Genomic DNA, 25,753 nt, shown 5'->3' with positions numbered 1-25,753 from the left:
ATGAAAAAACTTAAAATTGTTGTTGTGGGTAACGGAATGGTGGGGCACCACTATGTCGAAACTTTGGCTGCTAGCAGTGTAGATGCTGATATTTGCGTTATCGGCGGTGAATCAAGACCGGCTTATGATCGTGTTCATTTGTCTGAAGTCTTTGATGGTAAAAAGCCTTCAGATTTGGCACTTACCACTCGAGAACGTTATGTTGAGCTGGGGGTAGATGCTCATTTTGGCGATTTCGTCGCCAGAATAGACCGAGTTGGAAAAAAAGTGGTGACCGAGGGCGGGCAGGAGTTTTTGTACGATAAATTGGTGCTTGCTACAGGCTCTTACCCGTTTATTCCACCGGTTCCCGGTCGGGAACAGGCGCACTGTCTTGCTTATCGCACTATTGATGACCTCGCTGAGATCAAAGCATCGGCCAAAGGAAAGCAGGTGGGTGTCGTCGTGGGTGGTGGTCTTCTGGGCTTAGAGTGTGCTAATGCGTTGAAGAACTTAGGCTTGGAAGCTCATGTTGTCGAATTTGCGCCTGGCCTCATGGGCGTACAGCTCGATGAAGGCGGTAGTGGCATGTTACGGCGCAAAATTGAAGCGCTCGGAGTTAAGGTTCACACCAATAAAGCCACACAGAAAATCGTCGCAGGTGATCAGCATCGTTTGAAAATGGAGTTTGCCGATGAAACACAGCTGGAAACCGACTTAATTGTATTTTCGGCGGGAATTCGCCCATATGATCAACTGGCGCGTGATGCGGATTTAAATGTTGGTGAACGTGGTGGTATTGAGATTGACTACCATTGTAAAACATCGGATGAGAATATTTTCGCAATTGGTGAATGTGCGGTGTTAGGTAACTTTATTTATGGGCTAGTTGCTCCCGGTTATCGAATGGCTGAGGCCGCAGTGTCTCAACTAACCAAAGAAAAAGTGTCCTTCACCGGCGCAGATATGAGCACCAAGCTCAAATTACTCGGCGTTGATGTAGGTTCAATTGGTGATTCTAAGGGGGTGGTGGAGGAGTCTCGAGCCTTCGTATTTAGCGATGAACGTGATGACGTATATAAACGCTTAAATGTAACCGCAGACGGTAAGCGAGTGTTAGGTGCTACGTTGGTCGGCGATTGCAGTGATTACGATACTATTTTGCAATACTATTTGAACGATATTGAATTACCCGCGGAAGCAGAAAACCTAATCTTGCCTGCGACCAATGGTGCGGCACCGACCTTAGGGGTTGATGCTTTACCGATGACCGCTTCGATATGTTCATGTCATAACGTGACTAAGGCGGATGTGATGGCAGCCATCGACGATGGTCAAGTTACGTTAGGCGATATCAAGACCTGTACAAAGGCCTCGACGGGCTGCGGAGGGTGCGCAGCGTTGCTTAAAAACGTGGTTGATTTTGAACTATCGGCGCGTGGGTTAGAGGTCAACACGGACTTGTGCGAGCACTTTAAATTTACTCGCCAGCAATTATTTACCATAGTCCAAAGTACGCAGATAAAGACCTTTAATGAACTCATAGCCCAACACGGGAATGGTCTTGGTTGTGATATCTGCAAACCTGCTATTGGGTCAATTTTGGCGTCTGTGTGGAATGAGCATGTGCTGGAATCTGATTTGGTACCACTGCAAGACACGAATGATACGTTTATGGCAAACATGCAAAAGGATGGCACTTATTCAGTGGTTCCGCGCGTGCCTGGTGGTGAGATTTTACCCGACCAGCTGATCTCGCTTGGACAGGTGGCGAAAGACTATGGCTTGTATACCAAAATTACCGGCGGGCAACGCGTCGATTTATTTGGTGCTCAATTGAATGATCTTCCGGATATCTGGGGGCGACTTATTAATGCAGGCTTTGAAACGGGTCATGCCTATGCCAAGTCACTACGCACGGTTAAGTCGTGCGTCGGTAGTACTTGGTGCCGCTATGGTGTGCAAGACAGCGTTGGCCAAGCGATAGATCTGGAAAATCGTTATAAAGGACTGCGTTCCCCGCATAAATTAAAAATGGCGGTGTCAGGTTGTACTCGGGAGTGCGCTGAAGCTCAAAGTAAGGATGTGGGGGTAATCGCGACTGAAAATGGTTGGAATCTCTACCTGTGTGGCAATGGTGGCATGAAGCCAAGACACGCCGATTTGTTTGCAACTGACTTGGATACCCCAACGTTATTGCAGTATATCGATCGATTCTTGATGTTCTATGTGCGTACAGCCGATCGCTTGCAGCGCACTTCGGTGTGGTTTGAAAGCTTGGAAGGGGGCTTGCCGTATTTACAGAGTGTGATTATCGATGACTCGCTGGGTATTGGTGCTGAATTGGAAGCGCAAATGCAGCACATTATTGACACTTACCAATGTGAATGGAAGACCGCTCTTGGGGATGCCGATAAACTCAAGCGGTTTCGCCAGTTTGTTAATTCGTCGGAACGGGACGCTAACATTGTAATGAGCACTGAACGCGGTCAAATTCGACCTGCAACGGAAGCTGAAAAGCGGCGTAATCAATTAAAGGTTCTGCCTTAGTGCAGGTTTAGAAATTATGAGTCAACAAATTATTTGTACCGTCAGTGATCTAGTGGTGAATTCGGGTGTTTGTGCTTTAGTCGAGGTTCATGGAGAGCAAAAACAGGTCGCGTTATTCTATCTGCCTGAAACAGAACAAAAACTATACGCGCTCGATAACTGGGATCCGCTCGGCAACGCTAACGTGTTATCGCGAGGCATTGTTGGCAGTGTTGGAGATGAATTAGTTGTAGCATCTCCGCTCTACAAACAACATTTCTCTTTGAGTACTGGTGACTGTATCGAGGCCGATGCTAGTGTGTCCGTTTATCCAGCTCGGATCAGTGGCGCACATGTTGTTTTGGGCGCTTAGCCATGGTGAGTATCGATTGCTATGCCTGAAATTTTAAGCACTTGCCCGTATTGTGGTGTCGGATGTGGTGTGTCGGTATCGGTTCTCGATGACGACGTTAAGACTGTCCTCGCTACGCCAACACATCCCGCTAATTATGGTCGACTTTGTAGCAAGGGTAGCAATTTAAAGGAAACCTTGCTCAGTGTCCGCGACGGCAACCGATTGACTCATCCAGTTGTATATGGAGAGGCGGTTAGTTGGTCTGAGGCAACGCAAACAATTGCCCGGAAGATAGAGCAAAGCATCGCGCAATACGGGCGCGATAGTGTCGCCTTTTATTTGTCGGGGCAGCTGCTGACTGAAGATTATTACGTTGCAAATAAACTCATGAAAGGGTTTATTGGGACCGCTAACGTTGATACCAATTCGCGCCTTTGTATGTCCTCTGCGGTGGCTGCTTATAAGCGGGCCTTCGGATCAGATTCGGTGCCTTGCTGCTACGAAGACTTGGATGTGGCTGATCTTATTGTGCTGGTCGGATCAAATGCGGCGTGGACCCATCCGGTGTTGTATCAACGCATGGTTGCCGCTAAAGCTAATAACCCCAATATGCGGGTTGTTTCAATTGACCCGAGGCAGACCGCTACTAATGACTTGGTTGATTTACACTTACCTTTGTTGCCAAGTACTGACGGCTTTTTGTTTCAAGGGTTGTTGCGTTACCTAATTCAAACTGATGGTATCGATCAGGGTTACATTGATCGTCACACTGATGGGTTTGAAGCCGCTGCGAACAGCGCTGAAGCAATGAGCCTTGAACGTGTTTCGCGTGAGACCGGATTAGACCAATCTTTAGTACAAACATTCTTCGATTGGTTTTTGGCGACACCGAAGACGGTAAGCTTTTACTCGCAAGGAATTAATCAATCGGCTACCGGAACAGATAAGTGTAATGCCATCATCAATTGCCATTTGGCGACTGGTCGCTTGGGTTATGCCGGTGCTGGGCCATTTTCGATCACCGGTCAACCAAATGCCATGGGTGGGCGGGAAGTCGGTGGTCTAGCTAACCAACTGGCTGCGCATATGGATTTTTCATCGGGGGACATCGATCGTGTGCAACGATTTTGGAATTCACCACGTATCGCTAATGAGGCCGGCTTAAAAGCGGTCGACTTATTTGAAGCGGTAGCAGAAGGTAAGATTAAGGTGCTGTGGATTATGGCTACCAATCCAGCCGTAAGCCTACCGAACAGTAACAAAATCAGAGCGGCTCTTGAGATTTGCCCAACGGTAATTGTGTCCGATGTGACGCATACTGATACCAGCGACTTTGCCGATATTGTTCTGCCGGCATTGGGTTGGGGAGAAAAAGACGGTAGTGTTACTAATTCTGAACGACGAATTAGTCGCCAACGTGCTTTTCGTCAAGCTCCAGGGTCGGCTAAAGCCGATTGGTGGGCAATAACACAGGTTGCACATCAACTTGGCTTTCAAGAATACTTCCCGTATCAGAGCCCGCACGCTATCTTTGTCGAACATGCGGCGTTATCGGGATTTGAGAATCAAGGTAGCCGAGCCTTCGATATTAGCGGACTAAGTGATTTGTCCGAGCTCGAGTATCAGGAACTAACTCCCATACAATGGCCTGTCACCGCTACGCATCCGCAAGGGACGGATAGGTTATTCGAGGACGGGCAGTTTTATACCGCCTCCGGCCGAGCGCAGTTTGTGAGTGGCAAACCGAAAAAAATACAGGCAAAAAAAGCTGAGTTTATTCTAAATACGGGGCGCTTGCGTGATCAATGGCACACCATGACGCGTACCGGAGCGGTGCCCGCATTAACCGTGCATGACCCGCTACCATTTGTGCAAATAAACCCTGAAGACGCGCTAACACTAGGGATCAAGCACCATCAGTTTGTGCAAGTGAGCAACGTGCTTGGTCGAGTTGTGATGCGGGCGGAGGTCTCTCAATCGATTGCTTCCGGGCAGCTGTTTAGCCCAATTCATTGGAATCAACAGTTTGCCACGCACGCTGTGGTCTGCAACCTCATTGAATCGGTTGTCGACCCAGTGTCTGGCCAGCCGGAATCTAAAGCAGCTATTGTAGCGATCGAACCTTATGATTGCGGGCAATGGGTATATGTGGTGAGTCGTGCGCCCATTGACAAGCATGCTTGGGTTTATTGGGCTGAAAGTGTGGTTGATGCAGGCCTAGCAACCCTAGTAGGTACGAATGCCAAAGTCGATTGGCGTCAATGGGTGCTAAATACTAGTGATAGTGATTTAACGATTACACAGTACCAAAACCCCATTGATGAATCAGAAGTGATTGCCGCTTACCAACAGGATCAGCTTGAAATCTTGTTGTTCGTTGCAGTAGATGCTAGCCGTTTGCCCAGCTTGACATGGTTAAACCAACTTTATGCCAACCCACAGCTTGTGCCTTGGTCTGACCTATTGCGCGGAGAAGCTGGTGGTGCTGATGAGTTGATTTGTAGTTGCTTCGGCACAACGCGTAAAGCCATTGAGCTCTCAATTGATGGCGGAACGTCGAGCATTGAGGAATTGTCTTCGACGTTGGGCTGTGGTTCAAAATGCGGTAGTTGTAAACCTGAGCTAAATTATCTTATTGCAAATCGTTAGGTTGGTTGATGAGTTGGGTTTGACAAGCGTAATGACCGTTAGCTTGAGATACAAATAGCGTCGATGATGATGGCTTTGTTACACTGGTGGGCACCTGACTAGATCGCCTTGGCGGAGGCTCTTAACTATGCGTAACATTCTCATAAATGCTCTATTACTTTTTGGCTGCTTGATATCAGCTAGTCCAGTGAGTGCTGGCGGCGATAAACAAACTTTTATTATTGTGCATGGTGCAACCGGCGGTGGATGGGACTGGCGTACCGTAAGTGAGACTCTTATCCAGCGGGGACATTCGGTTTATCGCCCAACGCTGACCGGTCTCGGTGAGCGTTTTCACCTAGCGGGGCCAGATGTGAACCTCGACACGCATATCAGCGACATTGTTAATCTGATTTTATTTGAAGATTTACAGCAGGTTGTCTTGGTTGGCCATAGTTATGGCGGCATGGTGTTGACCGGCGTGATGAATGAAATACCTGAACGTATTAAGCATGCAACGTTTCTCGATGCAGCGGTGCCGGGGCATGGAATGTCTGCCATGGAGACGTGGGGCGGCAAATTTAGTGACTATCCGATTGAAGATCATTTGGTGAAATTCCCTTGGGTAGATCCATCATTACCGTATCCACGCGATGTGTATCATCCGGCCAATACCATTTCTCAAGCAGTTAGTTTTGATAACCCTAAGGCCAAGACAATAAATGTCAGTTATGTGGCTTTTGTTCCTGAGGAAATGACCATGGCGGCACGATCTGAGGATCCGTCTTGGCGTCGTGCAGCGAGCCGCGGCTGGACCATACGCACCTTTGCTGGAGATCATGTGATTTATCGAGTCAAACCAACTGAGATGGCGCAATTATTGATCGACACGATCAGCGATGTTAATGATCCAATCGATTGAGTTTGGTGTCCATTCCGGTATCCGTATTGCGTGTTTATACACACTTTCTTGTCCGCAGCTGCTGTAGGCTAATCAGCTTTTTAGGTCGTTGAACAGCAACTTTAATCAGGTTTATCTATGAGCTCCGGTAGTGAATTTACTGCGCAAGATACCGCATATTATTATCGTAGTCGCTTGGAGGCGGCGCTAGGCGTTAACTTCACCGACGGTAATGCGGTACGGCCATTACAAAACGGCGAGGCGATCTTTCCGGCAATGCTAGAGGCTATCGAGCGAGCCGTGTCGGTGATTGAACTCGTCACTTTTGTGTATTGGCGCGGCGATATCGCACAGCGATTTGCTAACGCATTGGCAGAGCGCGCAGCAAAGGGAGTGACGGTGCGGCTGCTGCTTGATGCTTATGGTGCCAAGCAAATGGATGCCGGTTTAGTTGCCAAGATGCAGTCTGCTGGCGTTGAGCTTCGATGGTTTCGGCCGATAGCGACTTGGCGGATATGGCGTGCTGACAAGCGAACTCATCGAAAAATATTGATCTGCGACAATACCTTTGGGTTTACTGGTGGTGTTGGCATCGCGGATGAATGGGGCGGTGATGCGCGAAACCCTCAAGAGTGGCGTGACAATCATTTCGAGTTGCAAGGGCCTGCTATCACCGCACTTCGGGCCAGTTTTCTGGATAATTGGAACGAAAGCGGCGCTTGGTTGCACGATGTGCCTAACGCATTGGCCGATAGCCCGCATACCCTGATGCCAGAAAACATACCGCTGCAAATAGTTAATGCCTCTAGTACGGTTGGCTGGACTGATATATCGAGCTTGGTCAGAACCTTAGTCATGCTTGCAAAATCACGGATTACCCTGACTACTGCGTATTTTTCGCCCGACGCAGACCTAATTGATATGTTGTGTCAGGCGCAGCAGCGAGGTGTAAAAGTGACAATTTTAACGGGTGGTAAATATTGTGATAGCCGTTTGTCACAACTCGCTGGGCAGCGTTACTACCAATCCTTATTGGACGCTGGCGTTAGCATATATCGCTATCAAAAGACCATGATGCACACTAAGCTATTGTTGATAGATGACCAGGTTGCTTGCTTTGGTTCGGCTAATATCAACCATCGTTCCTTATCGAAAGATGAAGAGTGTTGCGTGACCGCCTTGTCGGTTGAGTTGGTGACTCAGTTGCAGCGTAGTATTGACGCCGATATCGCTAATTCTGAGCGGGTTTCCAACGCTGACTGGCATGCGCGAGATTGGCATGAGAAAATCAGAGAACTCATGGCTGGGTTATTAGTCGAGCAGCTATAACCGTTAATAGTGACAGAATTATTGCGTATTGTTTGGTCGGTTAATCGACCTTAGCGGGCCATAGTTTATTTTTTAACTCGAGCGCTTGTGTGCGTTTTATGAATAGGCGCATGCTCTCATAGTTCGGGTTTGGTTCTTCTGTTGTTAGCTGTTGAGGCAATCCTCGGGCAGTGTACCAAGCGTCTTGATTGCTCATCGCAATGGGTCTCATTCTGGGCGTAGAGTCGAACAAGCTATGGCCTAGAAAGGGCGATTGGTAGCGATTGATCCCCAATAAATGCAGAATGCTCGGCGCGAAATCCAAGGAACTGGAGCGACGTATCTTAAATTTCGCAACCTGTTCATGAAATGGCGAATAGATTAGCAGTGGAATACGATCCATGAATACTGGAGAGTAGCGGTCCTCTGGCGACCAGAGGCTGCGATAGTCGTTGTCAGGGTAATGCGCGTGATCTGAGGTGAGAATTAAGATCGTATTGTCGGCGTAGGGCGAAGTTTTGAAGTAGTCCCAAAATAAACCAAACGCTTTATCAAAACCATGGATTGTATTCAACACATAGTTGTTCGGCGCGGCTTCATACTGCGCGACTGGCGACATCGGGTGATTGTTGGTGTGCGTTTCAAAATTGTAGACGCCGAGATACAACGGTTTCTTATTCTGTTCAATTGATGCATGCCGTTGCTTCAAACGCTCAACCATTGTTGCAAATAGCTTGGCATCACTGAGGTGCGTTGGTAGGGCGGTTAACGTCGGTTCATGCGTTAACATGGGCTCTAGTTCTTCATACGCCAACACAGAATCAAAGCCAACTCTGGATAGCATTTCATCTAGGTCGGTTGCGTCTTTTTTCTGTGAGATTAAGAATTCGGTTTGGTATCCGGAGTCTTTTAATATATGCGGCAGGCAGCGATATCGAACTTCCGCTTCGGTCCGGTAGGCTGGGAAAAATGAGCAGTTTTGGCCGGCTAAAGCGCGATAGGTGGCGAAAGTGTGATTGTAATAGTGGTCAAATTTAATTGCTTGTTCGGCAAACTCTGCAATATTGTCCGAGATGTTAGGAAACTTATTTGAATAAGGTTGAATGGTGCGAGCCGATAACCCTTCGGCAAAGATTACAATCACATTTGGCGCAGCTGGGAACGGCTTACTGCTAAGACCATCGAGTCGCTCGCTGGTTTTGGTCAAATGGAGCAGCGGGTATTCTGCGCTAAATTTACCCCAACTTAGACTATGTTTAGCAACGAATTTTCGCAGCCGCTCATCGAGAATTAGCGTTGTATCTCCGAGTTGATCGATGCGGCGTTGCATCCGATATTGGTGTGTCAAAACTCGCCAGAATTCCGACAATAAGGAGTGTTTGAAGTGACTGAAGTCTCGTGAATTATAATAAGTGGCACGCGTTGTCACAACATCGCTCGGGAGCCATTTGTGGTCGTTGCGAATTGCAATTGCGCTGAGCAGAAGAACTGCCAGTAGCACTAGCCGGGTTCGAATGCTGGATGTTTGGCTGCCTCGCATTACAAATCTAGTCATCAGGAGTGCGTAGGCCAGAAACGCCGCGAGACCGATCATCATTGTATTGTTGGCTATCATCGCAATGTGGTCAGTATTCTCAAGTGCCACAACCGAAAATAATTGATTAGAGAACCGCAGGCTCTGAAATTGCACAACAAAAGTGAATAGTCCAAGTATGGCTACCAGGCATGCAAACGCCTGAGTTAGACGGCTAGCCCAGCACAATAGTACCGTGACGGTTAGAATAGCCAGCGCATCTACGAGGTATCGACTCAGTAGGGCCGCTCGCATCAGGAGCGTCGCCTCGGTGGGCCATATTGGAATTAAACAGAACTGTGCAATCATCCAAACGAGCGCTAAAAAGACGCAGAAAACTATGCGATTGAGGGCGCTACTTTTGGATAGTCTACTTAGGGCAGTCCAGTTGCCAAACTTCAAGGCGTGTTACTCGTATTCTGGTGTAGGGATTCACATTTAAACATAGTCCAATGCCTAGTGACAACGGCATAATCTGGTTATTTGTCAATTATAATCATGCGAGATATCCGATGCCAGGCAGGTCGAATTCCCGTATCTCTGTGGAGTAATACGATACGCGTTATGGCTGAATTTGCTGATTACGCAAAATCAGCCGAACTTGCTTTGCATTACCGGCGTATGTTCCTTACTCTTTGGCTTTCCTTCCGCTTGCGCTTAAACACAATATGAACGTATCTCGTGACTGGCGTTCCCCAGCAAACCTTCTATTAATTATGGCATTTATCATGCCGTTGGCTTTCTCTACGTGGGCCGCGTTAATAAATAACTTTAGCAAAGAAGTCGCTGAGTTCTCGGGGCGCGAGATCGGTATATTGCAGAGCCTGCGTGAAGTTCCTGGCTTTTTGGCGTTTACCGCTGTGTTTTTGATGGCCTATATCAAAGAGCAACGTTTTGCCATTTTGTCTTTGTTACTGCTGGCTTTAGGTGTGGTGTCGACGGGCTATTTCCCCACGGTTGTCGGTTTGTACATTACCACTGTGGTGATGTCGATAGGGTTTCACTACTTCGAGACAATTAACCAGTCACTTACCTTGCAGTGGATTGATAAGTCAACGGCGGCGCACTTTCTTGGTACCGCATTGGCGGTAAAAGCTGGTGCTTCAATCTTGGTTTTTGGTAGTACGTGGCTCATGTTGGAAAATTGGGCGGTGAGTTATAAAACGATCTACCTTGTATTCGGCGGCCTGGCCTTACTACTGGTGCTATTTGTGTGGATGGCGTTTCCACAGTTTGAAGCTAAGGTAGAACAGAAAACCAAATTAGTGATTCGCAAATCTTACTGGTTGTATTACTCATTGGTGTTTTTGAGCGGCGCGCGTCGCCAGATATTTATGGTGTTTGCAGGATTCTTACTGGTCGAGAAATTCAACTATTCGGCGGCATCGATTTCGTTGCTGTTTCTGGCTAATTACGTATTTAACTTACTGTTTGCGGCGCGTATTGGTAAATTAATTGGCGTGATCGGAGAAAGACGCGCGCTTACGTTTGAGTATGTTGGCTTGATCGTTGTGTTCGTCTCTTACGCCTTGGTCGAGAATGCCAAAATTGCCGGAGCGCTTTATATTCTCGATCATTTCTTTTTCGCGTTCGCGATTGCGGTCAAAACTTATCTGCAAAAAATCGCAGAGCCTGATGATATTGCTTCAACGGCAGCGGTTAGTTTTACAATTAACCATATTGCTGCGGTGGTGCTACCTGCCGTACTGGGCTTGGTTTGGTTGCACAGCAGTGCTTTGGTGTTTCTAATTGGAGCGGGTATCGCGGTTGGTTCTCTGCTGCTATCACAATTGATTCCTAACCAACCAGAGATCGGCAATGAGACGCGTCTGATTTGATAGAGCTTTCTAGGCAGCCCAGTTACAATTGATGCACTGGGCTACCCTGTAGCTTAATCGTCTAGAGACAGAATACCACTACCTTAGTGTTTGCTAGCGGAACCACAAAACAATCCTCTTGTGCTGCAAAATCTAGGCCAACAATGACTGGGTCGTGATCCGACGCGCGGAACGAATCGTCTTGGTAGTAGCCATCTGGATTAAACTCAGTGTTGTAATCTAACATCGGTGGTTCGTCGGTATTGATATGCCACTGCGTGACCCCGGTAACCTTAGCTTGCAACGATGTTGATGCGAGCGCATGGTCTAAGGAGCCGGCCATGCCGTCGAAGCTATACGAATATGAGTTTTGGCCATTGTGTGCTTTTATCAAGTCGGTATACCCCTTAGCGGCCAATGCTAACATTGGGTCTTCTTTAGCATAGGCGTTAAGGTCGCCTAAGATCAAAATGTCGCCGCTGTTGACTCCAGTTGGGTCGCTAGCTAACCAGTCGGCTAAGTCGTTTGCGGCTTCAGTACGTCGCAAGTTCCATGAACCTTGGCCATCGCCAGAATCATCGTTGCCATTACCTTGAACTGATGATGGTGCGCGCTTAGATTTGAAGTGGTTAATGACGGCGGTAAAAACTTGGTTTGATGCACCTTCGCGAAAACTAGCAGCGATCGGTTGACGGCTACGGCCTCCATCGGTAATAGATTCGGAGAATGCGCCAGTCTCTAAGGTAGTGACTGTGCCTATGCTCGTCACTCTTGATGGCTGGTAGATAAAGCCTACAGTGATCGCGTCACCGCCTAAGCCAGGGGTTACGCCTTCATTAATGGGCAGCACCGCGTACTTTGTGACGCCAGCTTTGGCATTAACTGCATCGACTAAGGTTTGAATAGCGCTGCCAGCACCAAAACCATTGTTTTCGATTTCAATCAGGCCGACCACATCGGCATTCATGGCGATGAGAGCGCTAACGATTTTGTCTTGTTGGCGAGTTAGTTCGTTGGCTGAATCTGCCCCACGGCAGTCCTGATTTGCCAATGGGCCACAAATCGAACCATTACCATCTAAGGTAGTGAAATAGTTGAGTACGTTAAAGCTGGCTACCGTGACTGATCCGCCTGGGTTTGTTGGTGTGCTTTGTCGTGGGTTTGCTGCGGTAAAGCTAGGTGCTTCGGTTGGATGCAGTCGGTAGTCTCGACTCGGTGGTGAGTTAGCGTTAATTCGACCGTAATCTAACACGCCGACTAAGTTGCTGACGGTGTCACCGGCACGAATAACGGATGCTGGGTTTTTGCCAATATAGGGCACTGGATCAGGGTTGTCGCCGAAACCACTTACATCTTGACCATCGTCCAAAATAAGGGTTCGACGAGCATTTTCGGCTTCCAGCGCCAATGCTTCTGGGCTGCCTGCACTGAAGATGTTGGTGGGTTGATAGAGTCGACCGGCGTTGCCGTTATCGTCTGGTGACGAGAGAGTCATTTGCCCAAAGCGCGGGAGAAAAAAGTTTTGTGAAATGGTCATTGGGCTAACAATTTCAACGAGCATTCCTTCATATTGCTCGAGCTCGCCGTCAGTAGTTTCTGGTAATGTCACCTGCACGGGCGCCGGTAAGGTATTACCCGATGAAACCACGACTAAGTTTGCTACATTGCTAAGTTCAGTAAATTCGAAAAACTCTACCACGGTAGCATCGAGTGTTATTTGGTCGCCGACAGATACGGCGGCATCTTGGTTGTACACAAAGATACCGTCTGAGGTGCTGACATCGTTATCGCCGACAGGATCTTGTAGAAAGAAGCCTTTTAGCTGGTCACTACTGGTGAACGCGGCAGTCACTATTCCCGAGGTGCTGACTTGCTGATTCACCAATGGGCTACTTGCACTGTTGGATTGAATTTCGGGGATAGTGGCTGCAACTGGTGTACCTGTTCCGCCCCCGTCACAATTATTCGCTGTGCCTGGCGTATCCTTTGCCTCAGCTGATGCGACATCAAAAGCTCCGATGCGAAAGCCTTCGTCGCACAGGTAAACATGACTTGGTACAAAGCTGCCATCAGGGCCGACAATGCGATTGCTGTATAGCATTTCTCCGGAATCGTTTTCCTTTAGTGCGACGGAATCAACAATGCTGGTCCAAGGTGTGACGTCGAGTGTACCGTCGTCGTCGATGTCTAAGTCGTCACCATTGCTGCCAGTAAATCCGTTGACTAGTAAGTGTGTGACGTTGTCGCTATTTTCAAAACTTAGGCTGCTGGTAACTAGGTCTGGTGTCACAGTGCCTGAGAGTAGTGTGGCTGATTTTGCGAATACAAATACGCCATCGGCAGGAATTGCGCTGCTGTCGAGACTAACTACCGATTCAATAACGCCACTGCCACCAGTGCCATCACCTAATACTAGGTAGCTTAGGCCGCTAAGCGATTCTTCAGCGGCGCCGACAATTTCAGCGTATTCATCCACATCTGTACTAGGTTGATCAGTACGAATTTCATTGATGGAGGCTGCGAAGGAAGACGAGATCGCAGCGCAAACGAGGCTGGCCGATAGACCAAAGAGTAGATGTTTTTTCATGGTAGAGGGCATGGTTGTTCGAAACAAAGGTAACAGCGTAAATATGTAAAGTGTCAGAGGTATGACAACAGCTGGCTATATGTTTCGGGCGACATTGCCCGTAAATTTTACGGCTCTACAGTGAGTATTCAGCCACCACCGGCGTGTGGTCTGAGGGTCGTTCAAGTTTTCGGGGGGCTTCGTCAATATGGCTGCCAGTGGCGGCGTTGAGCATTGCCGAGGAGCTTAGAATTAAGTCAATTCTCAAACCCTCATTGGCACGATAGCCAGCGCCGCGGTAGTCCCACCAGCTAAAATGGTCGCCATCAGTATTGAAGTGACGATAGGTGTCAAATAAGCCTTCGCTCATTAGTTTTTGCAGCATTAACCGTTCGATATCAGAACAATGAATTTTACCTGCCCAGCGTTTAGGGTCATGCACGTCGATGTCGGCTGGCGTGATGTTAAAGTCACCAACGAGCACGACGTTTGGGTTGTCCTGCAAGGTTTCACGCATAGCGGCTCGCAGTTTACTAAACCACTCGCGTTTATAAATAAATTTGTCGGAGTCTAGCGCTTGTCCATTTGGTACGTAGACATTTACTATTCGCATTGATTGGCCGCTTGCGAGTGGGTAATCGCCAGCGATATAACGTCGCATCGGATCGTCCATGTCGGGCATATCAGTGACCACATTATCGAGTGGCTGTTTGCTCAGGATTGCGACGCCGTTATAGGTTTTTTGTCCGGTAAATACGCTGTGATAACCTAGTTCTAATAGCGCTTCAGAAGGGAAGTCTTGGTCCGGCATCTTGAGCTCTTGTAAACACATTAAGTCTGGCTGATTGTCATTTAACCAATCACTCAGGTGGTCCAAGCGGACACGCAAGGAGTTCACATTCCAAGATGCAATTTTCACGGGTATTCCTTAGTTTGCTAACGAGTAGACTTATTCTTTGACGGTATAGCCCGCCGCCGTGATGGCTTCGGAGAGTTCGTCATCTGACGGTGCTTGCAAAATGGTCTCGCCAATCATGATAGTCGGTGCGATTAAGCTTGAAGTCTTTTCCAGAATAAGACTCTGCGCTGCGCGATCTTCATTCAGCGGCAGCTCCACATGGGGCACGCCCATTTTGATCATAAGTAAAACGGATTGCGCGCATAGAGCACAATTTGCAACGGTATAGACTTTAATTGGGTCGCCATTCGCTGGCGCGTCAGCTTCGCTGCCACCGGTGCGCCCAACTTGCTTCTCATCCAGCAGTTTTGCATTTTCGGGAGGCGGTGAATCTTGGTAAGAAATATTGCCTTGCGCATCAACCCATTTGTAGAGTTTTTGTGCGTCTGCGGTGGTGCTGACAGCGGCCGAAAGTAGGGCTGCGAATAGCACTTGAGTATGGTTGGGTAGTTTCATGCAATATCAATAACTTATTTTCGTAAAAAATACCAGCAGCACGTTCTATTTTGATGTCTGGATAATCGAAATAGTGGCCGATGAGTTTAGGGTAGAAGTGATTCTGCTAGGGTTAGTTCATCATGAGTCTCGCGGCGTCGAATGACGTGAACTTGGTCACCATCTACCATTAGCTCAGGAGGCTTGGGTCGTGAGTTGTACTGGTTGCTCATCACGTGGCCATAAGCCCCCGCGGAGCAAACGGCTAATAGATCACCGGACTTAACCGACAACTCGCGATCGTAACCCAGTACATCTGCCGATTCGCACACGGGGCCGACGACATCATATTGCTCGATTGGGCTGGTTGACTGCTCGGCGACTGGAATGATCTCGTGATATGCCTGGTACAAGGCGGGTCTGAGTAAATCGTTCATGCCGGCATCAACAATCGCAAAGCGTTTGCTCTGATTGTGTTTAAGGTATTCGACTTGGGTAAGCATAATGCCCGAATTGCCGACAATGTAGCGGCCAGGCTCGATAGCTATCGGCAGATCCACTCCATGCTCGCGGACACTTGCTAGCATGCCGTCAACATATTCTTGCGCCGACGGTGGTGTTTCGCCGTGGTAATTGATGCCTAAGCCGCCACCGAGGTCGAGTTGCTGAATTTGGATGCCTACATCTCTAAGACGTTTGACCATATCTAGCACAATGGAGAGGGCGTCGGTAAACGGGCTAGTTTTGGTGATCTGTGAGCCGATGTGACAGGCAATGCCGTGTACCTCGATGTTCGGCATCTTAGCCGCCAATTGGTAGGCTTCAAAGGCCGCTTCCATGGTAACCCCAAACTTCGCCTTGTCCATGCCCGTCGAAATGTACGGATGAGTCTCAGGGTCGACATTAGGATTGACGCGAATCGCAATGGCCGCCACCACGTCTAATGACGCCGCTACCGCTTGTACGCGATGGAGTTCGGCAACTGACTCAATGTTTATGCTACGTACTTTATTGCGCATGGCGAATTCAAGTTCGCCGGTAGATTTAGCAACCCCAGAAAAAACTACTTTGCGGGGATCGCCGCCGGCCAACAAGACCCGGCGCAGTTCGCCTTCAGACACAATATCAAACCCAGAGCCCATCTGCGCTAACAGATTAAGCACCGCAATGTTGCTGTTGGCTTTTACTGCGTAGCAAATGGTATGTGGGTAATCACCAAAGGCGGTGTCAAGAGAGTGCCATTGGTGCTCGATGGCCGCGCGGGAATAAACGTATGCGGGCGTGCCAAATTGCTTAGCAATTTGAGACACCGGAACGTGCTCGGCGTGAAGCTCGCCGGCATGGTATTGAAAAAAGGTCATGGTGTTAAAACAACCGTCTAGATTCGATGCTCGCTTGCGTGCAAGTTGCGTGATTCTAAAGCGATTATTTGGTCTCCTCGAGTGCTTCTTCTTGAGTGGTGACCTGCTCGGTCTCAGGTTTGTCAACAATGAGTGGACCTTTTTGGCCGCAGGCGCTAACGCCTACACAAAGAGCAAGAACTAGGCTTAGGCTTAAGAGCTGAGAGAATATCTGTTTCATAATGTTCTAATTAGGTTCGAGGTTATGTGCTACTTAGGAGGTGTCAATCTATCTTGTGCGGCCTGTAACGCTTCGCGAACGCGTGCGGGGGCTGTGCCGCCAAAATGTGAGCGTGCATTCACCGAGCCCTCTAGCGTTAACACATCATACACATCATCTTGAATCATCGAGCCGAAAGATTGTAACTCGGCTAAGGTTAAATCAGACAGTGGTTTGTTTTGTTCAATAGCGTAGTGCACGGTGCCGCCGACGATCTCATGAGCATCGCGAAACGGTACTTGTAAACGCACCAAGTATTCGGCTAGATCGGTTGCAGTGGCGTAGCCTTTGAGTGCCGCTTGTTCCATGCGGTCTCGACGAAACGTGATGCTCGGTATCATGGCCGCAAACACTTGTAGTGAGCGCGCGACGGTGTCGATGGTATCAAAGATCGGTTCTTTATCTTCTTGGTTGTCGCGGTTGTAAGCCAGTGGTTGCGATTTCATTAGCACTAGTAGCGCGTGCAAATTGCCAAACACACGAGCGCTTTTACCGCGTACGATTTCCGCTATATCTGGGTTTTTCTTCTGCGGCATAATGCTCGACCCAGTACAAAACGCGTCGCCAATGTCGATAAATTTATAGCTTTCCGACGCCCACAAAATGATCTCTTCACACATGCGTGAGAGGTGCATCATGACCAAGCTGGCGGCGGATGCAAATTCAATCATAAAGTCTCGATCAGACACGGCGTCTAAGGAGTTGCGGCTGGGGCGATCAAAGCCAAGTAGTTCACAGGTGAAGTCACGGTCTAGATCGAAACTCGTGCCGGCTAACGCTGCAGAGCCTAGCGGCATAACATTGATCCGTTTGCGGCAGTCGGTGATGCGCTCTGCATCGCGTTCAAGCATCTCGTTCCAAGCTAACAGGTGATGAGCCAAGCTAATAGGCTGGGCTACTTGAAGGTGTGTGAAGCCTGGCAAAATCGTGTCTACTTCGTTTTCCGCAAGGGTCAACAAATTGTGTTGTAGGGCGCGGATTAGGTCGATGACGTCGTCGCTGGCCTCGCGCATATAGAGCCGAATGTCCGTAGCCACTTGGTCGTTACGCGAGCGTCCGGTATGTAGTTTCTTGCCTGCATCGCCAATGTCTTCAGTCAGGCGGGCTTCGATATTCATGTGAACATCTTCTAATTCGGTCGACCACTCAAATTCACCAGCGTCTATTTGATCGCGAATGCGGTGCAAGCCAGCGTGAATTTGCTCAGCCTCTTGATTGGTAATAATGCCGATTTTGGCGAGCATTTTGCTATGTGCTAATGAGCCTTGGATATCTTGGCGATAAAGTCTGGCATCAAAGCTAACGGATTCGGTAAACGCTTCAACCAATGCGTTAGTTGCTTCGGTGAAGCGACCGCCCCAAGGCTTTTTGCTGGTAGCTTTTGGGTTTACATCAGTGGTTTTCTGGTTGACCATGGGTAGGACCATCCTTATTTCGTTTGTAGCTAACCGCGTGCCATTGCACGACGTGGTAATTGGCCAGCGATTATAGCTTGAGCGGCTCGGTTTTAGCGAGCAATTGACAGGGTTTGTGCGGCGTTTAGCACGACGATATAAAAACCAGTCTGAATCGAGAATGCCTTATGGTACAGTTACTTACCCCATAAGATTAGCAAGACGCTTCAGATACTCTATGAAAACGATTCGCATTGCGACTCGCAATAGCCCGCTGGCACTGTGGCAAGCCAACTATGTTAAAGATCAATTGTTGGCTGTTCATTCGGCATTGGTAGTCGAAATTGTGCCAATGACAACCAAAGGTGACCAGCTGCTTGACCGCAGTTTGGTGACGGCTGGTGGTAAAGGACTATTCCTGAAAGAACTGGAAGTCTCATTGTTAGAGAGGCAGACTGACATTGCGGTGCATTCGATGAAAGACGTGCCGGTGGATCTGCCTCGCGGTCTCGAAATTTCGGTTGTCTGTGAGCGCGAAGATCCACGCGATGCGATGGTTTCGAATAACTATCAAAACCTCTATGCACTGCCCCAAGGCGCGCGCGTTGGGACCTCAAGCTTACGTCGCGTTGCGCAACTCAAACATGCATTTCCAACCTTAGAGTTCATTGAATTACGCGGTAACGTCAATACTCGATTACAAAAATTGGACAACGGCGACTACGACGCAATTATTCTGGCTGCGGCGGGTTTGCTGCGTCTTGGCTTCGCTGATCGTATCAAGCAGTACATTAATCCTGAGTTATGCTTACCCGCGGTTGGGCAGGGTATTGTTGGCATTGAATGTCGATCTGATGACGCCACAACCAAGGCGCTTTTAGCACCATTACACAGCATGCAAAGTGCGGTCTTTTTGGCCGCAGAACGGGCTATGAATGCGGCTCTAGAAGGCGGTTGCCAAGTGCCGGTTGCGGGTTATGCGCAGCTAGAGGCGGGTAAAATTCGAATGCGCGGCCTAGTTGGTAAAACCGACGGTTCGCAAGTTTTAAGTAGTCTCGCGACTGGTACGGATATTTCTATCCAAGGCGCGGAACACTTGGGGCAAACCGTTGCTGAAGACCTGCTTAAACAAGGTGCTGGCGAGATTCTTGCATCGGTATACCGAGAGCCATTGGTGCTCAATACCATTAGTCGCCCCACGGTGATTTTGACGCGTCAGGAGCAGTTTTTGGGTAACACCGCGGCCATTTTGCATCGCTTGGATTATACCCCCACACACGTGCCGACCTTAGCGGTCGCTGCGCGGCAAGATGCTGAGTTAGTTGAGGTTTTGCAGCAACTTGATACATTTACCGACATCATTTTTGTGTCGCGTAATGCGGTCGAATACGGTTTTCCATTGATCCAGAATAATGGTGGCTTGCCGGCTCATGCACGGGTCATGGCGGTTGGTGCAGAAACAGCAAAACAACTTTTCAGGCATGGCGTGAATGCTCACTTTCCTGAGCAAGGTCACGGTGCTGAGGCCTTGCTTATGGTTGATACGATGCAAGACCTCAAGAATCGTAAGCTCCTAATTATGCGCGGTGAAAATGGTTTAGATTGGCCAGCAGATGAGATGCGTCAACGCGGTGGCGAGGTGTTTGAGGCAAAGATCTATCGGATTGGGTTGCCATCGCAGAGTGCTTCACTGCTTAGCGCAGCCATTAAGAATAGCCAGAAAATAGAAGGCGTTTTTGTGCACAGCCAACAGTCGGTAAATAACTTGCTTGCTTTGGCTGGGAGTCAGGTCGATGAACTATTGGCCACTAAAATGGTCGCCGGCAGTGACAATATCGCTGGACATGCAAGAAAGCTAGGGTGGCAAGGAGAGATATTGATCGCTGAGTCACCATCGAATAAGCATATGATGATAGCGTTTTCACGCTAGCAAATCGTCGTGGCGGCTTACGGTATACCTTGGGTAAGTGCTTTTTACACAATGTTGCGTTTTACACAATATGGTAAATAGTTCAGTCAGCTCGGCTGTGATAGAATTTTCACAACTAATGTACAACGTATTTGCTCGCTGACTGGCGGGCTTCACAGGCAGCCATCTATGACCGATTCGTCTAAACAGCAATCTAACAAATCGAAAGCAGCGACAAAAGCAGCGACAGTTGATGCTAGCAAGAAATCGGATTCAGCCGAGGCCTCGAAAGCAACGAATACTTCAGAGAGCCCGCAAGCGGCGACGCCTCAGTCGGCTCCTCAAGCTACACCGGTCGTGGTCAAAGGTGCTGGTGCCGCTAAGGGCTTGAGCGTAGTGGCGATCTTGCTTTCACTCGGAGCGTTGGCAGGTTCTGGTTACACTTGGTATGACAACAACGTCGTTCGAGTTCAAAAAAACAGTGATTTAGCGGTCAGCGTAACGGAGATTGGGGGCGACGTAACTCGGCTTGGTGACGCAATTGTCCGCTTACAAACGGCACAATCTAATGCGGTTACTGAACCTCAACTTATGAGTCAGATTCTCCAGCTCAACAGTTCAGTAGACTTGCAGCTACGCGATTTAAAGCAAACCCAAACGGTGCTCAGTGAATCGGTGGCTAAGGTTAATGAGACCATGCAAAAAGGTGTTAACAGCTACGTCATTGACGAAGTAGCCCAACTGTTAACGCTGGCGAATAATAATGTGGTTTTCTCGGGAGACGTGACATCGGCGATCAAGGCACTGTCTCTGGCCGATGCCCAATTGAAGTCCTTAGCTGATCCGCGTTTCGCGATTGTGCGGCAAAAAATTAATGAAGAAATCGGTTTGTTGCGTAATGCAGAGCAAATTGATATTGAGCGCATGACCGGCGAGCTAAGTGCGTTAGCCGCACGAGTGCCTAATTTGAAGCTAGAAAATGATCGCCCAACACTTGAGCCGGTGGTGCTTGAGCCTGAAATAGATGCCGCGCAACAAAAAACGGTGCGCGGTGTGTTGCGACAAGTTTGGGCTGATGTGGTTAATCGATTTGATATTCAGCGAATAGACCAACCGCCCAAACCGTTGCTGGCCCCAGAACATCGCTATTTTTTGAATCAAAATTTGCAATTGCAGCTTGCTAAGGCTGAATTGGCAGCGCTGCAAGGTAGGTCAACTGTGTATCAACAAAGTCTCGAGTCAGCGTTGACTTGGATGACCGAATATTTTGATTTGAATGACAGCGACGTTAAGCAGGTCATGGAGCAGCTTACTGCGCTACGGGCACAACCGATAAAGGTTGACTTACCACCAGTGACACAGTCGTTTGAATTATTGCAGTCAATCAAAGGTGGCCAGTAGTCATGCGATACATTCTATTGGTCATATTAGCGTGCGTTGTTGGTTACGTGGTGTTTTTGCTGGGCGATATTCAGCCTGGTAATTACGTGAAAATATACGCCGGAGCGTACCTGTGGGAAATGTCGTTCATACAGTTCCTACTGTTAGTTTTCTGCTTATTCTTGGCATGGCAACTGTTGTTTTGGTTAGTCAAAACCGCTTGGCGGGCACCTAAGTCATTCACTGGTTGGCGAACTAAACGGGCGCACAAGAAAGCCGATGCTGCCTTAGGTGCAGGGTATTTGTCGCTAATTAAGGGTGATTGGAAACGCGCAGAAAAAAGCCTAATTGCGAAGACTGGTGCGAGTCGAGTGCCCTATATAAACTACCTTGCTGCGGCACAAGCTGCACAAGAGCAGGGACGGATGGCTAAGCGTGATGAATATCTTAATGCTGCGTTCAAGGCTGCGCCTAAAGAACGTTTAGCAATAGGCTTAACCAAAGCACGCTTACATCAATCCGCGGGTCAATACGCGCAGGCGGCCGCTACCTTACAAGACATCGTTGACGTTGGGCATGGCAATGCACAGTTTACGGCGATGCTAATGCAAACCCATCAACAGTTGGGTAATTGGGACAAAGCGGTGGCTTTGTTGCCAGTAGCACGTAAGCAACATGCGCTGCCTGATGAAGTGTTAGGTGCTATTTTGAATGATGCGCATACCGCAGCCTTAATCAGTGCTGCGGACAAAGATATAGCATGGAAAGCTTTGCCGAAAGCACAGCGAAAGCGCATTGCCAATGTGGTTTTATACGCCAATAGCTTAATCAAACGAGGCGATGCGGCGGATGCTGAAAAGTTAATTCGAGTCACCTTGAAGTCCGACTGGAGCGATGAATTAGTGCATCTTTACGGTGAAATTCCAGCTGACAAGCCGGCAAAATTGCGGCGCGTGGTAGAGGGCTGGTTAATGGGCCGACCTGAGAATGCTGAATTAAATCTGGCTGCTGGGCAGTTAGCACTGCGCGAGAAAGAGTTGGAGTTAGCTAAAGAATATTTACAAAAAGCGGTGCAAATAGCACAGTTGCCGAAAGCTTACTCCTTGTTAGGTGAAGTCTACGAGGCCGGTAATGAAAGTGGCAAGGCACTGCAGTTGTATCGTGCCGGCATGACCAGTATGGCACGCACCACTGATGCTGAAATGATCGCTGAGGCCACCGCACCGGCTGATGGCGAGTTGTTATTAGCGCAAGACATCAAGCCATCAGTTTAAGCGCGATGCCTAGTTTTAGTTAAAGTTAGTTAGTGGTTTGAGCGATCATGCCTGAGTTACCAGAGGTAGAAACCACGCTGCGAGGGATTGAGTCCTATGTGGCCAATCAGCGCCTTTGTAAAGTGATTGTGCGCAACGCCTCATTGCGTTGGCCGGTGCCTGTGGATGAGTTAGAGTCATTGGTTGGGCAATTGGTAACGCGGGTTGAGCGCAGAGCCAAATACATTCTGTTGCACACTGAGAAAGGCAGCGTGATGCTGCATTTAGGTATGTCCGGCAGCCTTAGAGTGGTCAAGCCTGACTTGCCGCCAGCCAAGCATGATCATATTGATTTAGTCTTCTCAAGCCACACCATTCGCTTTAACGATCCGCGCCGCTTTGGTTGCTGTTTAGTGCTGCAGCAGCCTATAGAAGATCACAAGTTGATTCAAAACCTCGGGCCAGAACCGCTCACGGATGCTTTTGATGGTGACTATCTATTTAACCGTTCGCGCGGCAAGCAAGTGGCGGTAAAAAACTTCATCATGGATGGTAATGTGGTGGTTGGCGTGGGTAATATTTATGCCAGCGAGTCGCTATTCGAAGCTGGTATTAGACCCACCATCGCTGCTCAGAGAGTTAGTCGAAAGCGCTATCAATTGCTCGCCCAAGAAATAAAAACAGTGCTGGCCAAGGCGATTAAAGCCGGTGGCACAACGCTCAATGATTTCACTCAAGCAGACGGCAAGCCGGGTTACTTTCGGCACGAACTACAAGTTTACGGTCGCGCTGGTGAGCCCTGTTCTAAATGCGACAGTGCCATTGTTTCAAAGGTTATTGGGCAGAGGAATACTTTTTATTGTCGGGTGTGTCAACGGGGTTAGAACTTCGGCCGCTGATCTTCTATATTTTGCATTAGACCGATGGTGCATGAGCGAAAATGTGCGCTAATAAATCAGTCAATCGCCATAAAAGAGCGACTGGCTGATGGTCTAATATCGGCCTTACGAGGGCGTGTTAACTCCAAAAAACGGCAATAAAAATGGACACCCATTTCAGCAATTGTTTGTTTTCTGTACCAGTCGCTTGATTGGTCGAGATTTTAGGGTTTTGCATTGGTGAAATTAAAAGAATCAACAACCTTACGGCTAAGAGAAGTAGTGAATGGGTGTCCAGCTAGTGGTGTTGTGCCGCATCAATATGAGACACTTGCGGGTAATCCGGCGTGCAAAATGCAAGACCTGACCCCAGAGGCCTTTTATGTTGATCCGACTGGGAATTCAACGCAGTGTTCTTCCGCCAGCCAACGCTTGCCTTGTCCTAATTTCGAAGATAATAGTAATGGTTCTAGCAATGGTCGGCCGGGTGGTGGCGCCGTGGCTCGTTCAGTTTCCGGTGGAGGTGTCATAACTGTTGCTGCTACTGGTAACGTTGTATCTACTGGCGTGACTGTGGAGACCGGTGAAGACGACATGACCGAAATCAGAAATACCTATAGGCCGGAACCAGATCCTCTAGCGTCAGAATCTGGTGCTGCTCGCGACCTAGCAATCATGAGAATGATGGGGCAAGCGACCGGTGCGGGCTCGGAGGTAAGTGGCCCTGATAATTTCGTTAGAGCAGGTGATCAGAGCCCACCAACAGTTTCTGATTCTGAGGCTATTAGCGGCGATGATGGTGATGGTGATGGTGATGGAGGTGTGTTGAGTGATGATCCGTTAGAGGGCGACTCTGGAAGGCTGGCTTTAGTCCTTGATTTTGGGGTCGACGGAGTCCCCGCTGTTTGGATAGATCCTGATACTCTAGTCGAGTCTACTGGCGAATGGGATTCTTTGAGTTGGATAGAAAACTCGGTAATAGGCGTCTCGCAGTGGAAGGCTCTTCAATGGTTGGGAGGAGTCAATAATAAAGTAGCAAAATGGCTAGCTAATGGTGCAGGTGCTGGTGTCTTGATTTCAGCGTTACAACAAAACGCACTATATAGCAAGAGGACTGTTACCTTAACAGCAACAGCATATGATTGGTCAGGGCGAGTCGCTTGGGACACGAAGGGGCGTATTTCGGGTGTGGATTATCGAGGGATCAGTAATCCTAGAACAGTAACGCTAAATGTTGGTACACAGTACAGAGCTGCTACCCCATCTGGTACTATAACTACAGGGCGAATTGAGTGGCTAAACAGCAATACTAACTTTAATAGATCGTTTCCACGCAGTAGCGGCGGCTATGTGCCAGGTAACTAGCATTAATATTTGGCAAAAGTGTTTAATTTTGAAATTATGAAAATAGTTTTTTTTGAGCTTTCACTTTTAGTAATCGTAATGGTTCTAACACTTTTTTATGCGATGCCTTTGGCTGTGGCAACATTGGACTTAAATCCGAGTCAAGGATACTTCTCGCCAGAAGCGATATCTTATCGCTATCATTTGGTCAAGTGGGTTGCGGCGGCTTATATCGGTGTGAGTTTGCTTGTTGTTTGCTTTTATATTTTTCGGGCTAAGTTTGATGTTAGTGAATTTTTAGCAGAGTTTATGTTGATGTTGTCGTGTCATTCAGCATTTTTCATTGTCGTTGCTTGGTCGCTTCTGGCGATATTTTCGCGCTCTAATGTCTCTGGGCAACCTTTTTACTTCTTCTCTTTTAATGGTGTTTTGAATCTTTGTTTGGCTATGATTTTACTGTTTTACCTAGCTCATAAAGATGCAAAAAAAAGGAGTATAAGGAAGTGAAGTACTCGAATGAAGGGGGGGGGGCAAATAAAAACTAATGGGGTCAGGTCTTGCATTTTGCAGGTTTGCTCGTTAGTTTGAGTTACCAGATCGAAGACAATTTTATTTAGATAAGGAATAAGGGAGCGCAAGGATGGCGAGACCACTTAGACTGGAGTTTGCAGGAGCTCTATACCATGTTACTTCGCGCGGCGACCGGCGTGAGGACATTTACGACGATGATGTGGACCGGCGGCAGTTTCTCGATCTTCTCGGAGAAGTGTGTGTTGGCTATAACTGGGTTTGCCATGCGTATTGCTTGATGAGTAATCACTATCATCTGCTGATAGAAACGCCCGATGCTAATCTTTCGCGAGGAATGCGCCAGCTGAATGGGGTGTATACCCAAAGTTACAACTATCGCCACCATCGAGTGGGTC

The 25,753-nt window shown here is 48.4% G+C and carries 20 protein-coding genes and 1 pseudogene; 14 read left to right on the top strand and 7 right to left on the bottom strand.

The features are described from left to right. The 5 genes from nirB to DFR28_RS04140 all read left to right on the top strand — a co-directional run bounded on the left by nirB (position 1) and on the right by DFR28_RS04140 (position 7,721). Positions 1 to 2,529 carry a nitrite reductase large subunit NirB gene (nirB, locus tag DFR28_RS04160; RefSeq protein ID WP_113953017.1) on the top strand — a complete coding sequence of 843 codons (2,529 nt, stop codon included), beginning with the start codon at positions 1 to 3 and terminating at the stop codon, positions 2,527 to 2,529. A gap of 16 nt (positions 2,530 to 2,545) precedes the next feature. Further along, entirely contained in the window at positions 2,546 to 2,881 is a 336-nt protein-coding gene (gene nirD, locus DFR28_RS04155) for a nitrite reductase small subunit NirD (protein WP_113953016.1), read from the top strand. 21 nt (positions 2,882 to 2,902) lie between these two features. Beyond that, the gene (locus tag DFR28_RS04150) at positions 2,903 to 5,512 is read left to right on the top strand and encodes a nitrate reductase (RefSeq protein WP_113953015.1); all 2,610 of its coding nucleotides are present in this window, start codon (positions 2,903 to 2,905) and stop codon (positions 5,510 to 5,512) included. Positions 5,513 to 5,639: 127 nt separating this feature from the next. Next, complete coding sequence (locus DFR28_RS04145) at positions 5,640 to 6,413, top strand: alpha/beta hydrolase (RefSeq protein ID WP_113953014.1); 774 nt, start codon at positions 5,640 to 5,642, stop codon at positions 6,411 to 6,413. Between the two features lie 117 nt (positions 6,414 to 6,530). Next, positions 6,531 to 7,721 (top strand): phospholipase D-like domain-containing protein, encoded by a 1,191-nt coding sequence (locus DFR28_RS04140; RefSeq protein ID WP_113953013.1) that lies wholly within the window; start codon positions 6,531 to 6,533, stop codon positions 7,719 to 7,721. Positions 7,722 to 7,761: 40 nt separating this feature from the next. Here DFR28_RS04140 and DFR28_RS04135 read toward each other — a convergent pair whose 3' ends face one another. Next, on the bottom strand, positions 7,762 to 9,528 hold the full coding sequence (locus DFR28_RS04135; RefSeq protein ID WP_170131966.1) for an LTA synthase family protein: 1,767 nt from the start codon (positions 9,526 to 9,528) through the stop codon (positions 7,762 to 7,764). A 413-nt stretch (positions 9,529 to 9,941) separates the two neighbouring features. Here DFR28_RS04135 and DFR28_RS04130 point away from each other — a divergent pair, with 413 nt between their 5' ends. Further along, positions 9,942 to 11,111 carry an MFS transporter gene (locus tag DFR28_RS04130; RefSeq protein WP_113953011.1) on the top strand — a complete coding sequence of 390 codons (1,170 nt, stop codon included), beginning with the start codon at positions 9,942 to 9,944 and terminating at the stop codon, positions 11,109 to 11,111. Between the two features lie 61 nt (positions 11,112 to 11,172). Here DFR28_RS04130 and DFR28_RS04125 read toward each other — a convergent pair whose 3' ends face one another. The 6 genes from DFR28_RS04125 to argH form a co-directional block, all read right to left on the bottom strand. Further along, positions 11,173 to 13,677 (bottom strand): ExeM/NucH family extracellular endonuclease, encoded by a 2,505-nt coding sequence (locus DFR28_RS04125; protein ID WP_113953010.1) that lies wholly within the window; start codon positions 13,675 to 13,677, stop codon positions 11,173 to 11,175. Positions 13,678 to 13,792: 115 nt separating this feature from the next. Further along, positions 13,793 to 14,575, bottom strand: a complete 783-nt coding sequence (xth, locus tag DFR28_RS04120; protein ID WP_113953009.1) for an exodeoxyribonuclease III — start codon at positions 14,573 to 14,575, stop codon at positions 13,793 to 13,795. A gap of 30 nt (positions 14,576 to 14,605) precedes the next feature. Beyond that, positions 14,606 to 15,070, bottom strand: a complete 465-nt coding sequence (locus tag DFR28_RS04115) for a glutaredoxin family protein (RefSeq protein WP_113953008.1) — start codon at positions 15,068 to 15,070, stop codon at positions 14,606 to 14,608. 86 nt (positions 15,071 to 15,156) lie between these two features. Then, entirely contained in the window at positions 15,157 to 16,410 is a 1,254-nt protein-coding gene (lysA, locus tag DFR28_RS04110) for a diaminopimelate decarboxylase (RefSeq protein ID WP_113953007.1), read from the bottom strand. Positions 16,411 to 16,474: 64 nt separating this feature from the next. Next, positions 16,475 to 16,630, bottom strand: a complete 156-nt coding sequence (gene lptM, locus DFR28_RS19565) for an LPS translocon maturation chaperone LptM (RefSeq protein WP_147250921.1) — start codon at positions 16,628 to 16,630, stop codon at positions 16,475 to 16,477. Positions 16,631 to 16,659: 29 nt separating this feature from the next. Further along, positions 16,660 to 18,084, bottom strand: a complete 1,425-nt coding sequence (gene argH / locus DFR28_RS04105) for an argininosuccinate lyase (RefSeq protein ID WP_113953006.1) — start codon at positions 18,082 to 18,084, stop codon at positions 16,660 to 16,662. Between the two features lie 217 nt (positions 18,085 to 18,301). Here argH and hemC point away from each other — a divergent pair. The 8 genes and pseudogenes from hemC to DFR28_RS04070 all read left to right on the top strand — a co-directional run. Then, positions 18,302 to 19,225: pseudogene (gene hemC, locus DFR28_RS19915) on the top strand (hydroxymethylbilane synthase); the annotation flags it as partial. A gap of 12 nt (positions 19,226 to 19,237) precedes the next feature. Next, positions 19,238 to 19,993, top strand: a complete 756-nt coding sequence (locus DFR28_RS19910; protein ID WP_245941737.1) for a uroporphyrinogen-III synthase — start codon at positions 19,238 to 19,240, stop codon at positions 19,991 to 19,993. Positions 19,994 to 20,161: 168 nt separating this feature from the next. Beyond that, complete coding sequence (locus DFR28_RS04095; protein WP_113953004.1) at positions 20,162 to 21,373, top strand: uroporphyrinogen-III C-methyltransferase; 1,212 nt, start codon at positions 20,162 to 20,164, stop codon at positions 21,371 to 21,373. Between the two features lie 2 nt (positions 21,374 to 21,375). After that, the gene (locus DFR28_RS04090) at positions 21,376 to 22,626 is read left to right on the top strand and encodes a heme biosynthesis HemY N-terminal domain-containing protein (protein WP_113953003.1); all 1,251 of its coding nucleotides are present in this window, start codon (positions 21,376 to 21,378) and stop codon (positions 22,624 to 22,626) included. Positions 22,627 to 22,673: 47 nt separating this feature from the next. Further along, positions 22,674 to 23,489 carry a bifunctional DNA-formamidopyrimidine glycosylase/DNA-(apurinic or apyrimidinic site) lyase gene (gene mutM / locus DFR28_RS04085; protein WP_113953002.1) on the top strand — a complete coding sequence of 272 codons (816 nt, stop codon included), beginning with the start codon at positions 22,674 to 22,676 and terminating at the stop codon, positions 23,487 to 23,489. Between the two features lie 234 nt (positions 23,490 to 23,723). Beyond that, positions 23,724 to 24,848 carry a hypothetical protein gene (locus DFR28_RS04080; protein WP_147250920.1) on the top strand — a complete coding sequence of 375 codons (1,125 nt, stop codon included), beginning with the start codon at positions 23,724 to 23,726 and terminating at the stop codon, positions 24,846 to 24,848. 36 nt (positions 24,849 to 24,884) lie between these two features. Further along, positions 24,885 to 25,334 (top strand): hypothetical protein, encoded by a 450-nt coding sequence (locus DFR28_RS04075; protein WP_147250919.1) that lies wholly within the window; start codon positions 24,885 to 24,887, stop codon positions 25,332 to 25,334. A gap of 133 nt (positions 25,335 to 25,467) precedes the next feature. Then, positions 25,468 to 25,753, top strand: a 286-nt coding sequence (locus DFR28_RS04070; protein ID WP_211316853.1) for a transposase, incomplete at its 3' end; no start/stop codon positions are given.

This window comes from Arenicella xantha, assembly GCF_003315245.1.
Lineage (GTDB): Bacteria > Pseudomonadota > Gammaproteobacteria > Arenicellales > Arenicellaceae > Arenicella > Arenicella xantha.
Note: the sequence above shows the minus strand (reverse complement) of the source record. Positions and strands in the feature narration are given on the sequence as shown.